A 13,560-nucleotide genomic window follows, 5' to 3' on the forward strand; every position below is an offset into this window, starting at 1 on the left:
GCGACTCAAAGTAGGGAAAGGTATGAGAGAAAGGGTTCTGTTTTTTGATTTATTGCGCTGCTTTGCTGCGGTGGCAGTGATCGCCATTCACGTCTTGGCCCCTTATCGAAATGAGTTAGGAGTGATTCCGTTTGACCAATGGTTGACGGCGGTAGGCGTTAATAGCGTTACCCGCTGGGCGGTGCCAGTTTTCATTCTGATCACCGGAGCGTTGATGCTCAGTGACACTCGACCATTTGACGGTAAGTATTATATCAAAAGGCGTTTAGGCAAAGTCTTAGTCCCATTTCTTATTTGGTCGATGTTTTATGCATACCTCTCTGGCTGGACGGCTCAAGGGTTTGACTTTGAAACCGTAAAAGAGGTGTTAAGCAATAGCCCATTCCACGCAACGTATTACCACCTCGGTTTTTTCTATTACTTTATACCGCTGTATTTTGTGATTCCGTTGTTCCAATGGATGGTACGCAACGTTGATGACAATGTGTTGTATACCTATCTCGCATTTTGGCTTTTCACCAGCACGCTGTTTTTGTTCAAGATTGATGGTCCGTGGAGTAACCAAATGTGGCTCTACATGGGTTACCTTCCTCTGGGTTATGTTCTATTTCAAAAAGTGCCTTTGAGCCGCTCTATGGTGACCTTATTTACAGGGTTTGGCCTCGTCGCGTTGGCTGTGACATTTACTATGGTCGTGACGAACAGTTTAGAGGCGGAGAAGTACACGGTTGGACGCTGGCTGTCTTACAAAACACTGAATGTCATTCTAGCGGCTTCGATGATTTTCATGATCGGTCGTTACTTTGGGGAAGGCTTGTCACCAAAAGTACAAAAAGTGGTGAGTGTGATCAGTCAGCACAGCTTGGGGATTTATTTACTTCACCCAATTTTCTTATGGCCGATGAAAGCGTTTGGTTGGTACACCGGACATCCCGCATGGGTGATTCCAGTCTGGATCATTATCAGTGGAGCTGGAGCCTTGGCGATGAGCTATCTCTTTTCTCGCTCTGCCAAGACTCGTTGGTTACTGCCTTAACGTTTGATGGCGAAGTGAAGGAATTTGTTACCACGATAGGTTAGCGTTCCTTTATCTCCAGGGTTGAGTGCATGGTAGTAGTGCACTCCAATTTGGAACTCTCGTTTAGGGCCAATAGAACCGCGCTGGACATAAATCCAATATTCTTGGTCGTCTTGGCCTGGTGGTGCATCTGGGACGTCGATAGCTTGCTTATCTAAAATAGTTACCTGTGCACTTTGTTCTGGAGCATCTTCGCCCACATAGTGCTTGCTATAGAAACGAAAAAATACCCATGCGCCCAAAGCAATAAGGGCGAACAGGGCAACAATAAGTGAGATTGGCATGTTAACCTCCGATGTTTCATTGAGCTCTATTCTACAGAACTCACTGATGAAACGATGAGTTGAGATAACTTATTCATAATCTAATGAAAGGGACATGAATTTTATTCGGCGCACTTCACGGTTTATCTCAATGGGGACGCGATGAAATCGTTGCTTCATCTGCAAGCTACGTCACTAAAGCTGAACTAAGCAGCTTTCACTTGTCTGGCTATATGCGCTCAAGGGCACAAATTGAAAGTAAAATTGCACTTAACGGCTCGAAAAAGCTCTAAATTTATAGAAGAATAAAAATAACGAACACGGGAAGGGTCTGGTAAGGAGGGTTACGATGTCAGATATTGAAAAAGTAGTCATGCGTACCCGAACGATCGAAAAACTTTTGCGTACTCAGTACCATGCAGAAGGGAAAGGGTTACACCAACTTATTAATAGTTGTGAAGAACGTTTACCACATGACGTGATAGCAAAGCTTCGTTTTATCGCTACTGTGCGTAATAAAGTGGTTCACGAAGACGATTATAAGCTGGATGATCGGAAAGGCTTTATGGCGGCATGTGACGCTTGTGAAAAAGAGCTAACGCCAAGAAGCTCTCGTTTTATTTGGCGTGCAGCAATTTTGCTAATGACGTTGATTACGCTCGCCGCTCTTGGTTTCTACTACATGCATTGGGATATCTTGTCCAAACACATACAGTAAAAAAGCACAGATAAATAAAAAAGGACGCATTTGCGTCCTTTTTTATTTTTAATCAGTAGGTTAGTACATCATTGGCAGTGTCATTAAACCCACAACCACTGCAATCATTACCAGCCCTTGTTTTTGAGAAGATGAAATCATAACACTACCCCTTAATCTTTGATGAACTCGATGAATTTAATATAGCACTGTTTTTGGGGTTTGATCAACATATGCTCGATAATCTTTTCAAAAAATACACTTAACTTGTCTTTTTTTACGTGTTTTTGACTAATGAAACTGTGTTTTTTGTGTTGTATTTAAAATGCTCGTATTGTGTGATTGTTGTTCGTATTTTGTTTAAGTGTATGATTTTAAAGTGTCAATCTTGGTTTGTTGTTGGCTTGGAAATTGTTTTTTGTTTCGGTTGGTATGTTGATTGCCGATTTTGTCTGTGTTTCTCAAAAATTGAGAAAATAAAAAGATGTGCTATGGAGGTGCATCATTGAGTTGAGGTGTGGAAGGGGAATTTTCTTATCTAATGAGAAAATATGGGCTTAAAAAGTGTTTAGTGATTTGATGGTTTATGAAGTCGGTGTTTTCAATGGTTATTGAGAATGTGGCTTTATTTATCATTGGCTTACGTTCGTTATTTGATGTTTTTGTTATTGAGTTAAGTTTGATTTTTCATGTTGTTCTAATCTGTTCAGCGGTGGTTTCTACTATTTTAGCTCACTACCAAGACGATTTTCTTTTTTGTGTCTGTTATTTATTCTTGTTGCCTGTGATGTATGCAGTCTGATGGTTTAGTCATCAGTTTTTGACGTGATGGGTTACCAAGGCCATTGGGCTGGCTTTTAGTTAAATTGTTTTAATAAGCGCGGGTTACTGTGCCGTGTGATTTGATGAACTTGGCTCATGGGATAGGGCAGTGCCCCATATTTATGGCCGTCACTAAGGCTCATCGACTTAATTGTTGTGCAGACTGAGGGTTACAAAATGTTTCGAATCGCTAGCGAGATCCAACTTTCGCAGATTGTGTCTTTACATCAAAACTGGTCTACCTAGACTAGCGGCGAGTTTAAGTAAAAGGTGTATACGGCATGTGGAGTTGGCTGGCGATAGGGCTATCAGGTGTGTATTCCGTGTTGGGAGCAAAACAAGCTAACCCGACACAATCCCTCGTGTTTAAAATCTTTACTCTGCTACTTCTTCTTGTGTTGGTGTTAACTCAAGGCGCATCCGCAACATATACCTACTGGATTGCGGGTGGGCTTATTGTTTCTATGGTGGCAGATACGCTGCACTCGTTTAAAACTCGTAAGCTAATTTACTTTGCTGCGTATTTGCTTGCTCAGGTGTGCTACAGCAAGTCATTTTGGGTGCAGCTTAATGGTGAGATTGTCTGGTGGCTGTTGGCCCTACTGCTCGCAGCGAGTATCGTGGCGTTCTTTTTGTTGCTACCTCAACTCGACTCTCTGGTGTTTCCTGTTGTGATCATGGGGATGATGTTGGTTCAGCTTGCTTGGGCGGCGGGTGAAGTTTGGTTGCAGGCCCCGAGCTATGCCAATGCTATCGGTTTCAGCGGAACCCTAGTTTTGATCTATTCGGCGTTGGCGTATGCGATACACGGTTACCGAAAACCGATGAAACACGCCTATTTGTGGGTAAGTGGTAGCTACTTCTTTGCCCACGCCCTCATTGTTGCCTCTATCATTTACTAATTTAAGTCAAAGCAGCTCCCGAAGATTTCAGTAAACTGGACGTATTGTTCTTGATGACTGGAGTCAATAATGAGTGAAATCCATGCCCACGAGCTGCTAAACCTACTTCGAGAAACGCCAATGGATCGCGAAGCGCTGGCACAGCACTTTGGCAACACCGTTCGCTTTCACACCTGTAAACTGAATAATCTAGACTTAGATACATTGCTAGCATTTTTGCTCAAGCGCGACAAAATCCGTGAGCTTGAAGGTAAGTTTGTGGTCAATATGGCGCGTGTCTGCAATCACTAAGCGGCGGCTATGATGCGAGGGTGAATATGCTGTTTTCGCCCTCAGCCATGTACTCACGTTGTCAGTTTGCTATACACTGGCCGCCATTTTTTAGGTGAGGCCAGAATATGGACATTCTTTCTGCAGCGACCATGCTGTTTCTAATCATGGACCCTCTCGGTAACTTGCCGATTGTGTTGTCTATTCTCAAACATATCGATCCCAAGCGTCGTCGTAAGGTATTGATTCGTGAACTACTGTTTGCCTTACTGATTTTGATGCTGTTTCTGTTTGCAGGACAAAGCATCTTAAGTTTTTTGCATGTCCAGCCAGAAACGCTCAGCATTTCAGGTGGCATTATTCTCTTCATTATTGCGATTAAGATGATTTTCCCGAGTGCTGGCAGCATCACTGGACTGGCAGCAGGCGAGGAGCCCTTTATTGTTCCGATGGCCATTCCTATGATCGCGGGCCCTTCAGTGATTGCAGCCTTGCTTTTACTGTCTTCGCAACATCCAGAGAAAATGTTGGAAATGTCAGCATCAGTCGTAATTGCGTGGGGCGCAACATTTTTTATACTGATGTTTTATGGCTTCTTTAATCGCTTGTTGGGTGAACGTGGCTTGAAGGCGGTAGAACGCTTAATGGGCTTGTTACTGGTGATGATCTCCACTCAAATGTTCTTGGATGGTGTAAAAAGTTACATTGGGTGACGAACTAAACGCAGAAAAAAAGCCGCTCACAAGAGCGGCTTTTTCGTATCTGAGCGATTACATCATGTGTTTACGACGAATATCGAGTAGGGCAAAAATACCAAAAATCAGGATTGAATATTTTTCCCAACTGCTCATTTTTATTTTGTCGCCAAATGCACCAATGAAGATGGCCATTTGTAAACCGTGCATGATGAACAAAAAAGCGGTCATGATGTATAGCGCAATCGCGGCATTGCCGGGAAAGGGCATAAAAATATTTAGGATTAATACTAACCAAACAAAGGCGATAGCCGCTTTGGCCAGCATAATTAGTGCTTTCATTTAAGTATCCTTTTAAATCGAGGCGTTATGCGGAGGTACGTTCGTACAGACGATAGCTCACTTGGCCTGCTGTTTTTTCTCGATGTAATTGCCAGTTTTCTGGTAAGTCGGCAATATTGAGTTCTTTTTCTGTTTCAATATAAATCATCGCATCTTCCGCGAGCCAGCCATTTTGTTCTAGCAGAGCCACGGTCTCATCCAATAGGCCTTTGCGAAACGGTGGGTCAATAAACACCACATGGTGAGCAGAACCCGGTTGCTTCAAAAAGCTCAGTGCGTCGGTATTTACCACTTGGATGTTGTTCGCGTTAAGAGAGGCAACATTCTTTTGTAACTGTTGGAAAGCTTGTGGGTTTAGCTCAACCATGGTCACTTGCTCTGCTTGGCGCGAAGCTGACTCAAATCCCAAGCCGCCAGAGCCAGCAAACAAGTCGAGACATTTTGCCTGTGGTACATCTTGAGCTAACCAGTTAAACAGCGTTTCTTTGACGCGATCGGTCGTGGGGCGTAAGCCTTCAGCATCGTGTACAGGAAGTTTTCTGCCTCTCCATAAGCCACTAATAATGCGAACAAAGCCCGTTGTTGGCTTTTTTTGTGATGAGTTTTGCTGGCGACGTCTTACCATAGATTTTTTGACCGCTAATAAAGTGATACTATATCTAATCGCCCAAGCAATGAGCTTGGAGCTTGGATACAGCCCAGAATATTCAAGATGACAGAGTGTAACACTAATAAGATTAGAATTACCTAATCGGAAAGTTTTCACAACTTTGTCATTAGCCTTTTTTAGACAGATAATAATCTTGTCAAAAAAGAGTCATTAATAGATAAAAGAACAATCTAGGATAGCCCCAGATGACGGAAAAAAAGAAGCGCGGATTACTTTCGTGGCTAGGTTTTGGTGACGAAGAACAAAGCCCAAAACCAAAAACTGAAGAAACAGTAAAAGAAGAAGCAGTGGAAGCGCCTTCTGAAGAGCAGCAAACCGACGCGGCTGCTGAGCAAGCGGAAGCAACGCCAGAACTTGAAGAAGAATCGAAAAAAGCGGAGGCTGCCCCAGCAGAAGCAGAAGCAGAAGCAGAAGCAGAAGCAGAAGCAGAAGCAGAGGAGCCAGAAGCAGAGGAGCCAGAAGTCGTATCGGCCGCGCCTCGTGTTCAAGAACAAGAAAAGCCAACAGAAAGCTTTTTTGCTCGTCTTAAACGCAGCCTAAGCCGAACAAAAGCAAATATTGGTGCTGGCTTCTTCGGTCTGTTCAGCGGTAAGAAAATCGATGAAGACTTATTTGAAGAGCTAGAAGAGCAACTGCTTATTGCTGATGTGGGCATGAATACCACAACAAAAATTATCAACAACCTGACAGAAAAAGCCACACGTGGCGATCTGAAAGACGGCGAAGCCCTTTATGGTTTGTTGAAAGAAGAAATGGCTGAGATTCTTTCTAAAGTCGAACAGCCACTAGAAATCGATAGCAACAAAACGCCTTACGTCATCTTGATGGTGGGTGTAAATGGCGTGGGTAAAACCACAACCATCGGTAAGCTAGCGAAGCAGTTCCAAACTCAAGGCAAAAAAGTGATGCTTGCAGCGGGAGATACTTTCCGTGCCGCAGCGGTTGAGCAGCTACAAGTGTGGGGTGAACGTAATAATGTTCCTGTGATTGCTCAACATACTGGCGCAGACAGTGCCTCTGTTATCTATGATGCGATTGAAGCGGCAAAAGCACGTGGTGTGGATGTGGTGATTGCTGATACAGCAGGTCGTCTACAGAACAAAGCGAACCTAATGGAAGAGCTGCGTAAGATTGTACGTGTGATGAAGAAAATTGATGACTCTGCACCACATGAGATCATGCTAACGCTTGACGCAGGTACAGGACAAAATGCCATTAGCCAAGCGAAACTTTTCAGTGATGTTGCCCCTCTAACCGGGATTACTTTGACTAAGCTGGATGGTACAGCCAAGGGCGGCGTAATTTTCGCTATTGCTGATCAGTTCGGTATTCCAATTCGTTACATTGGTGTGGGTGAAGGTATCGAAGACTTGCGTCCATTTGAAACTCAAGAGTTTATTGACGCACTGTTTAGTCGTGAAGAATAAAAAGAGTTAGAGGAAATCAACGGTGATCAAATTTCAGCAAGTAAGCAAAGCTTACCGAGGTGGTCGACAAGCACTGCAAAAAGTCGATTTTCACCTGAGGCGCGGTGAAATGGCGTTTTTAGGCGGACATTCCGGGGCTGGTAAAAGTACCTTGCTGAAATTGATCTGCGCGATAGAGCGACCAACCGATGGCAAAATCCATTTTAATGGCCACGACATCACGCGTATTCCAAGCAAAGACATCCCTTTTTTGCGCCGCAATATTGGGATTGTTTTTCAAGATCATCGCCTATTGATGGATCGCAGCGTATACGACAATGTCGCTCTGCCGATGCGCATCGAATCGATTTCTGAAAACGAAATCAAACGCCGCGTTTCTGCGGCGTTAGATAAAACGGGCTTGCTTGATAAGGCTCGTTGCCTGCCGAGCCAACTCTCTGGTGGTGAGCAACAACGCGTCGGTATTGCTCGTGCCGTAGTCAATCGACCAACGTTGCTGGTGGCTGATGAGCCGACAGGTAACCTCGATCCCGAACTATCCAATCGCGTATTGCGGTTGTTCGAAGAATTTAATCGTGCGGGAGTGACCATCTTACTCGCCACGCACGATGTGGGGTTAGTAAACACTCGCCCACAGTATCGTCATTTTGAATTAAACCAAGGCTTCCTAAGTGAGGTAGAAGACTATGGCAGGTAACAAGCACTCCCAAAAGAAGGGGAAAGGCCGCAGTGCCAAGCGTGCAAATACCGATGGTTTTTTCTCTGTCCACGCAAAACAAGCAAAATCCTCTTTTAGCGCCTTATGGCAACGACCTTTAGGTAATATCCTGACCCTAGCCGTGATTTCAATGGCACTTGCTATGCCAGCTTGTTTGTATCTACTGGGCAAAAACGTCGCGGGTGCCGCGGAAGATGTGGCATCTCCCTCGCAAGTTAGTGCTTACTTAGTAGAAGGCATGCCGGATGCACGTGTGATGGTTCTCAAAGATCAAATTGAAACTTGGCCTTTGGTAAAAGAGGTGGAATATATTTCACCGCAACAAGGTCTATCTGATTTAAGCCAATATGCAGGATTCGATCAGGCTATCAGTCTTTTAAGTGGCTATGCGCTACCCGGTGTGTTGGTAATTACGCCAGCCTCGGAGCTAAAAAGTGATATTCAGTCATTAGCCAAAGACGTTCGAGAGCAACAAGACGTGACCGACGTGAGACTTGATGAAGATTGGCTGGCGCGTCTTGATGCGATCAAAACTCTCGCGAGTATTATTGTCATTACTCTGACAGTGTTGATGCTCGGTGCGGTATTTTTAATCGTTGGCAACACGTTGCGATTTAATGTGCTGGCGAATAAAGAAGAGATTCAAACCATGAAACTGATCGGTGCGACGGACAGTTTTATTCTGCGTCCTTATTTGTACACGGGGATGTGGTTTGGCGTATTAGGTGCCACCATCGCGTGGTTGGTAACGGCTTTAGTGACCATTGTTATGAATAGTGCGGTGGAAGATCTTGCTGCATTGTACGACAGCCAGTTTCGCCTGATTGGTCTAAGCTGGGATGAATCTTTGCTATTAATCATCATTGGTAGTCTTTTGGGATGCATTGCGGCGCGCTTTTCTGCGCAACGACATTTAAAAGAAATTGAACCAGTTTAAGTGATGAAGGTCTTACTACTTGGATTTTATTAGCACTAGCTAATCTGGATCCCTTGTTTAGACCGAATGTTTATGGATAATTGCTTCCCCTTCTTGAAACTTGTTCATTTTGAGTTCAAGATATCGAAGCTAAATTTGCAATGTAATGCTCCAGATCAGAGATTGATGAGGAATTGAATGACAAAAGAAGCGTATCCGATGGCTCTAGTCACGCAAGATAGCCTTGATAGCTATATTCGCTCAGTAAACAGCTACCCAATGCTGACTGCAGACGAAGAGCGTGAACTGGCAGAACGATTACACTACAAAGGTGAGATTGAGGCTGCAAAAGGTCTAATTCTTTCGCACCTACGATTCGTTGTTCACGTTGCTCGTGGTTACTCTGGCTACGGTTTGCCAATGGCGGACCTTGTGCAAGAGGGTAACATCGGTCTAATGAAAGCCGTTAAGCGTTTTAACCCAGAGGTAGGGGTTCGCTTGGTGTCTTTTGCTGTCCACTGGATCAAAGCAGAGATCCACGAATACGTGCTACGTAACTGGCGTATCGTGAAAATTGCGACCACTAAAGCGCAACGTAAGTTGTTCTTCAACTTGCGTAAGTCGAAAAAGCGCTTGGGTTGGTTTAACAACGGTGAAGTCGAAACCGTTGCGCGTGAGTTAGGTGTTGAGCCTTCTGAAGTTCGCGAGATGGAATCACGCTTAGCGGCGGTGGATTCAACCTTTGATATGCCAACTGACGAAGACGACAGCTCAAACGCTTACACAGCGCCAATGCTGTACCTAGAAGACAAATCGTCTGATGTGGCTGACAACATCGAAGCAGCTAACTGGGAAATGCACACCAACAATCGCTTGGGTCATGCATTAGCGAGTTTGGATGAGCGTAGTCAGCGCATCGTGCGTTCTCGTTGGTTAGATGATGAGAAAGCAACATTGCAAGACTTAGCTGATGAGTTCGGTGTTTCTGCCGAGCGTATTCGCCAGCTAGAAAAAAACGCAATGAAGAAACTAAAATTGGCCGTGGGTGAATTTTAATTTCCACTGCTAATTGAAAGTAAGATTTTCATAGAAAGCCGAGATCATGTGATCTCGGCTTTTTTATTGTCGATCGAAAATCGATAGCGTTTGCGATCCGGATTTTATGTGCTACCTGTGTATAACTCTGTGAAGTAATTATTTATCAACTGTTCGAAACCCGGACAAAATAAGGGATTCAAGCACTTTCCCATCTGGGGATAGTTATAGATATACACACAGTTAGATCAGGATCATCACTACATATTGTGGATCAAAAGATCCAAATACACTTTATCAACGCAATTCACAGCTTTATCCACAAATGGTTGGAATGTGTACACTTTTGAAAAGCCTGATTATCCATGTGTCTAAGTTTGCCGTTGGATAGGTTACAATAGCGGCAGTATACCCAAGCGGCTTCAAATATAGATTTTATGCTGTACCACGGGTGCTGATTAGCACGTTAGGTTCGAGGTTGCTTGGGTATATTAATAAGACAATGAGAAAGTAAATGGATCAGTTTAAGCATATCGATGTACAAGGTGCGCAAGCGCTGCTCGAGCAGGGTGATGCGAAGCTTGTAGATATCCGTGACCCTCAATCGTTTGCCGTTGCGCATGCGGAGTCCGCGTATCACTTAACTAACGATACGATCGTTGCGTTTATGGATGAAGTGGAGTTCGAACAACCTATTCTGGTGATGTGTTACCACGGCATTAGTAGCCAAGGTGCGGCGCAATATTTAGTTAACCAAGGCTTTGAACAGGTGTACAGTGTGGATGGTGGCTTTGAAGCCTGGCATCGAGCAGAACTACCGATAGTGAGAAGTTAATGAAGAGATTGGTAACGTTAAATAATCCACGTATGGCACAAGCCTTTATTGATTATATGGCCTCTCGCCAAATTGACATCGAAATGATGCCAGAAGGGGATGGGCAATTTGCGCTGTGGCTGACTGATAGCCAGCATGAAATAGAAGCGGAAGCCGAACTTAAGCAGTTCCTTGCTAACCCGTCTGATTCAAAATACAGCGCCGCCTCGTGGGACGTTGCCGATACTCGCAAGAGCACCTTTCATTATTCTAGCCCGAGTATCATGAGCATGGTCAAAGCAAAAGCCGGCCCAATGACTTTGCTGATCATGACGGTGTGTACCATCATCTACTTGTTACAAATGTTTGGCTTTGGCAATGGCGTGTTTAAGTTGTTGCACTTCCCAGCCTTTGAGGGACAACAATGGCAAGTGTGGCGATGGCTAAGCCATGCGTTACTGCACTTTTCAGTGACTCACATCGTGTTCAACTTACTATGGTGGTGGCAGTTGGGGGGCGACATCGAACGTCGTCTCGGTTCCGGTAAGCTATTGCAACTCTTTGTAGTATCAGCAGCGCTTTCTGGGGCTGGCCAATTCTATGTTGAAGGGGCAAACTTCGGTGGCTTGTCTGGCGTGGTCTATGCACTGCTTGGCTATTTGTGGATATTGGGTTACCGCTTGCCACATTTAGGCCTTACGCTACCCAAGCCAATCATCGTTTTTATGTTGGTATGGTTAGTTCTTGGTTTTGTGCAGCCGTTCATGGCGATTGCAAACACCGCTCACTTAGTGGGTTTACTGTCGGGGATGGCGATTGCGCTGTTTGATTCAGGCAAGATGAAATACCAACAGCAAGCCTAAAGCTGAAATGAAAAGACCGCTCAAGAGCGGTCTTTTTTATGTTCAAAACGATTTGGGTTTATTGGTAAAGGTATTTTGTAAACAACAAATCGGCAATGATGGTTTTACCTGTTTCGGGCAAAAGTGTTTCGTTGAGGGTCGTCACTAAGGTTTTGCGCAGATCTTCTCGGCCAGAGAGGGACTTAATAGTATCTTCTGTTTGCTTACCCAGTAATTCAATCACTGCATCGCGAATCAAAGGTTGGTGATGCTCAACAATCGATAAATCTTGTTGGCTCATTACCATGATGTCGATGCGCACTTGCACATAACCTAACTTTTTGCCTTTGGTGTAAAAGTTAGTAGTCAGATCAGGCTCAAGGGTAAAGTATGCCAACTTAGGTCCAGCTTCTTCCGTTTCAGCCCAACTTGGTGCGGCGAACAGTATGGTTAACGCAAAAATAATTTGGGCTATATAACGTTTGTACATATTTCTAACTTTTCTTTCTCTGGATCGCGATATTCGAATCGCTTCAGTCTTGATACAATGGGCCGTCTATAACAAATAACGGAACTTACGGTTACATACATTACTATGGACGGTAAGTTGTTGCTTTATTGTACGCATAAAGCCTCCAATTGAATACTAGTATGAATCAGCCAACATCACTCTATCTTGCTTCTTTATTGGAAGTAGAGTGGCAAAACCCCGAAGAATTCGAATTTCCAAATGAATTTGCCAAGCACTGGCTTGAAGAGCAAGGGTCTTTGTCACGTCGTTTAAAGCAACACTGCCAAGCATTAACGGTAGAATTGCTACAAAATCAGATCGTCACTGCGGCGACGTTAAAACAGGACGAAAGCCAGTTATTGTCCGAACAAGATTGCTTACTGCGAGAGGTAATTTTGTGTGGTGACAATGATAACTGGGTTATCGGACGGACATTAATTCCTCGCTCAACCTTAGTTGATCAGCAGTATGATTTGGCTCAACAAGGGGATATCCCATTAGGACTAACTGTGTTCAGCGCAGATAACGTTGAGCGGGACTCTTTGCAAATGGGATGGGTAGCCGTACCAGAAGGACGTTTGTTAGCGCGACGCTCAAGGTTGTGGATGAATCACAAACCGATGCTAGTCGCCGAGTTATTCTTATCTAATTCACCAGTTTACGCTAAGGAGACAGTGTAAATGTCCGCAGAAAAAGCCAAAGCATATTGGCAACTGATGCGCATGGATCGCCCGATTGGTTCACTGTTACTGATGTGGCCAACGATTTGGGCGCTAATTATCTCAGCCCAAGGGATGCCGAGTTGGGATGTATTTATCGTGTTTGTATTGGGTGTATTCCTAATGCGTAGCGCGGGGTGCGTGATTAATGATTTTGCTGACCGCAAAGTCGACGGCCATGTAAAACGTACCAAGCAACGCCCACTGCCATCAGGGAAAGTGACAGCAAAAGAAGCGATTGGATTATTTTTGGTTTTGGGTATCAGCTCATTCTTGTTAGTGCTGACCATGAACCCGTTGACGATTCAGCTATCCTTCGCTGGCATCGTGTTGGCGTTCATTTATCCATTTATGAAGCGTTACACTCATATTCCACAACTCTTTTTAGGCTTAGCTTTTAGCTGGGCAATTCCAATGGCGTGGGCTGCACAAACCGGGGAGCTACCACTGATAGTTTGGTTTGTGTTTCTGATTAACGCTTTATGGACCATTGCTTATGATACTCAGTATGCGATGGTCGATCGCGATGATGATTTAAAGATTGGCATTAAATCGACGGCAATTTTGTTTGGTCGTCATGACAAGCTTATTATTGGTGTGTTGCAACTGATTACGCTCGCGATGTTGGTTTGGTTAGGGCAGTTCTACCAATTGGGGCAAAGTTACTACTGGACCCTTTTGATTGCAGCGTCGTTGTTTGTTTATCAGCAGCACTTAATTCGTCACCGTGAGCGGGAGTTGTGCTTTAAGGCTTTCCTCAACAACAACTATGTTGGCATGGTGATAGCGATAGGGTTATTGGTCGCATTTTGGTAAGCGAAGAAATAGAAAAAAGGCAT

Annotated in this window: 17 protein-coding genes; 13 read left to right on the plus strand and 4 right to left on the minus strand. The window is 44.3% G+C overall.

All coding sequences use genetic code 11. From position 1 onward, the window contains the following. The first annotated feature begins 22 nt into the window (after positions 1–22). Positions 23–1,036, plus strand: a complete 1,014-nt coding sequence (locus tag MSG33_RS21550) for an acyltransferase family protein (RefSeq protein WP_134648299.1) — start codon at positions 23–25, stop codon at positions 1,034–1,036. On the opposite strand, the gene MSG33_RS21555 is transcribed toward MSG33_RS21550, so the two are convergent. Further along, positions 1,033–1,362: a DUF2500 domain-containing protein gene (locus tag MSG33_RS21555; RefSeq protein WP_012841295.1), complete on the minus strand. Its 330-nt coding sequence runs from the start codon at positions 1,360–1,362 to the stop codon at positions 1,033–1,035. The two genes, MSG33_RS21550 and MSG33_RS21555, sit on opposite strands and share 4 nt — an antisense overlap. Before the next feature lie 328 nt (positions 1,363–1,690). On the opposite strand from MSG33_RS21555, the gene MSG33_RS21560 reads away from it, so the two are divergent. From MSG33_RS21560 to MSG33_RS21575, 4 genes are all read left to right on the plus strand, one after another. Continuing rightward, on the plus strand, positions 1,691–2,059 hold the full coding sequence (locus tag MSG33_RS21560; protein ID WP_005393815.1) for a hypothetical protein: 369 nt from the start codon (positions 1,691–1,693) through the stop codon (positions 2,057–2,059). A gap of 1,082 nt (positions 2,060–3,141) precedes the next feature. Then, the gene (locus MSG33_RS21565; RefSeq protein WP_005393811.1) at positions 3,142–3,762 is read left to right on the plus strand and encodes a lysoplasmalogenase; all 621 of its coding nucleotides are present in this window, start codon (positions 3,142–3,144) and stop codon (positions 3,760–3,762) included. Between the two features lie 69 nt (positions 3,763–3,831). Further along, the gene (locus tag MSG33_RS21570; RefSeq protein WP_048626825.1) at positions 3,832–4,053 is read left to right on the plus strand and encodes a YecH family metal-binding protein; all 222 of its coding nucleotides are present in this window, start codon (positions 3,832–3,834) and stop codon (positions 4,051–4,053) included. 107 nt (positions 4,054–4,160) lie between these two features. Next, entirely contained in the window at positions 4,161–4,745 is a 585-nt protein-coding gene (locus MSG33_RS21575; protein ID WP_005389671.1) for a YhgN family NAAT transporter, read from the plus strand. A gap of 57 nt (positions 4,746–4,802) precedes the next feature. Here the strand turns inward: MSG33_RS21575 and MSG33_RS21580 are convergent, their stop codons facing one another. Both MSG33_RS21580 and rsmD read right to left on the minus strand, forming a co-directional pair. Next, positions 4,803–5,069, minus strand: coding sequence for a DUF1145 domain-containing protein (locus MSG33_RS21580; protein ID WP_005378704.1), 267 nt, complete (start codon positions 5,067–5,069; stop codon positions 4,803–4,805). 25 nt (positions 5,070–5,094) lie between these two features. Then, on the minus strand, positions 5,095–5,694 hold the full coding sequence (rsmD, locus tag MSG33_RS21585) for a 16S rRNA (guanine(966)-N(2))-methyltransferase RsmD (RefSeq protein WP_005378702.1): 600 nt from the start codon (positions 5,692–5,694) through the stop codon (positions 5,095–5,097). 230 nt (positions 5,695–5,924) lie between these two features. Between rsmD and ftsY the strand changes: the two genes are divergently transcribed. From ftsY to glpG, 6 genes are all read left to right on the plus strand, one after another. Beyond that, a complete protein-coding gene (ftsY, locus tag MSG33_RS21590) occupies positions 5,925–7,166 on the plus strand; it encodes a signal recognition particle-docking protein FtsY (protein ID WP_248382076.1) in 1,242 nt (413 codons plus the stop codon). A 22-nt stretch (positions 7,167–7,188) separates the two neighbouring features. After that, a complete protein-coding gene (gene ftsE / locus MSG33_RS21595; RefSeq protein WP_005393800.1) occupies positions 7,189–7,863 on the plus strand; it encodes a cell division ATP-binding protein FtsE in 675 nt (224 codons plus the stop codon). After that, the gene (ftsX, locus tag MSG33_RS21600) at positions 7,853–8,821 is read left to right on the plus strand and encodes a permease-like cell division protein FtsX (protein WP_005393793.1); all 969 of its coding nucleotides are present in this window, start codon (positions 7,853–7,855) and stop codon (positions 8,819–8,821) included. The genes ftsE and ftsX overlap by 11 nt, the downstream gene beginning before the upstream one ends. 177 nt (positions 8,822–8,998) lie before the next feature. Then, on the plus strand, positions 8,999–9,856 hold the full coding sequence (gene rpoH, locus MSG33_RS21605) for an RNA polymerase sigma factor RpoH (RefSeq protein ID WP_005378693.1): 858 nt from the start codon (positions 8,999–9,001) through the stop codon (positions 9,854–9,856). 493 nt (positions 9,857–10,349) lie between these two features. After that, positions 10,350–10,670, plus strand: coding sequence for a thiosulfate sulfurtransferase GlpE (gene glpE, locus MSG33_RS21610; RefSeq protein WP_005378691.1), 321 nt, complete (start codon positions 10,350–10,352; stop codon positions 10,668–10,670). Further along, complete coding sequence (glpG, locus tag MSG33_RS21615) at positions 10,670–11,512, plus strand: rhomboid family intramembrane serine protease GlpG (protein WP_005393785.1); 843 nt, start codon at positions 10,670–10,672, stop codon at positions 11,510–11,512. Before glpE ends, glpG begins: the two co-directional genes overlap by 1 nt. A gap of 58 nt (positions 11,513–11,570) precedes the next feature. On the opposite strand, the gene MSG33_RS21620 is transcribed toward glpG, so the two are convergent. After that, positions 11,571–11,981 carry a flagellar basal body-associated protein FliL gene (locus tag MSG33_RS21620; RefSeq protein WP_046874381.1) on the minus strand — a complete coding sequence of 137 codons (411 nt, stop codon included), beginning with the start codon at positions 11,979–11,981 and terminating at the stop codon, positions 11,571–11,573. A 161-nt stretch (positions 11,982–12,142) separates the two neighbouring features. On the opposite strand from MSG33_RS21620, the gene MSG33_RS21625 reads away from it, so the two are divergent. Then, positions 12,143–12,682, plus strand: coding sequence for a chorismate lyase (locus tag MSG33_RS21625; RefSeq protein ID WP_005393781.1), 540 nt, complete (start codon positions 12,143–12,145; stop codon positions 12,680–12,682). Beyond that, a complete protein-coding gene (gene ubiA, locus MSG33_RS21630; protein ID WP_005393780.1) occupies positions 12,683–13,537 on the plus strand; it encodes a 4-hydroxybenzoate octaprenyltransferase in 855 nt (284 codons plus the stop codon). Positions 13,538–13,560 lie beyond the last annotated feature (23 nt).

Source organism: Vibrio sp. 1CM7H (assembly GCF_023161645.1).
Taxonomy (GTDB): domain Bacteria; phylum Pseudomonadota; class Gammaproteobacteria; order Enterobacterales; family Vibrionaceae; genus Vibrio; species Vibrio diabolicus.

Coding starts and splice junctions, on each gene's coding strand:
- MSG33_RS21550 (WP_134648299.1), top strand. CDS start 23: ATGAGAGAAAGGGTTCTGTTTTTTGATTTATTGCGCTGCTTTGCTGCG.
- MSG33_RS21620 (WP_046874381.1), bottom strand. CDS start 11,981: ATGTACAAACGTTATATAGCCCAAATTATTTTTGCGTTAACCATACTG.
- ubiA (WP_005393780.1), top strand. CDS start 12,683: ATGTCCGCAGAAAAAGCCAAAGCATATTGGCAACTGATGCGCATGGAT.
- MSG33_RS21575 (WP_005389671.1), top strand. CDS start 4,161: ATGGACATTCTTTCTGCAGCGACCATGCTGTTTCTAATCATGGACCCT.
- ftsX (WP_005393793.1), top strand. CDS start 7,853: ATGGCAGGTAACAAGCACTCCCAAAAGAAGGGGAAAGGCCGCAGTGCC.
- MSG33_RS21580 (WP_005378704.1), bottom strand. CDS start 5,069: ATGAAAGCACTAATTATGCTGGCCAAAGCGGCTATCGCCTTTGTTTGG.
- ftsY (WP_248382076.1), top strand. CDS start 5,925: ATGACGGAAAAAAAGAAGCGCGGATTACTTTCGTGGCTAGGTTTTGGT.
- MSG33_RS21565 (WP_005393811.1), top strand. CDS start 3,142: ATGTGGAGTTGGCTGGCGATAGGGCTATCAGGTGTGTATTCCGTGTTG.
- MSG33_RS21625 (WP_005393781.1), top strand. CDS start 12,143: ATGAATCAGCCAACATCACTCTATCTTGCTTCTTTATTGGAAGTAGAG.
- MSG33_RS21570 (WP_048626825.1), top strand. CDS start 3,832: ATGAGTGAAATCCATGCCCACGAGCTGCTAAACCTACTTCGAGAAACG.
- rsmD (WP_005378702.1), bottom strand. CDS start 5,694: ATGGTAAGACGTCGCCAGCAAAACTCATCACAAAAAAAGCCAACAACG.
- MSG33_RS21555 (WP_012841295.1), bottom strand. CDS start 1,362: ATGCCAATCTCACTTATTGTTGCCCTGTTCGCCCTTATTGCTTTGGGC.
- MSG33_RS21560 (WP_005393815.1), top strand. CDS start 1,691: ATGTCAGATATTGAAAAAGTAGTCATGCGTACCCGAACGATCGAAAAA.
- glpG (WP_005393785.1), top strand. CDS start 10,670: ATGAAGAGATTGGTAACGTTAAATAATCCACGTATGGCACAAGCCTTT.
- rpoH (WP_005378693.1), top strand. CDS start 8,999: ATGACAAAAGAAGCGTATCCGATGGCTCTAGTCACGCAAGATAGCCTT.
- glpE (WP_005378691.1), top strand. CDS start 10,350: ATGGATCAGTTTAAGCATATCGATGTACAAGGTGCGCAAGCGCTGCTC.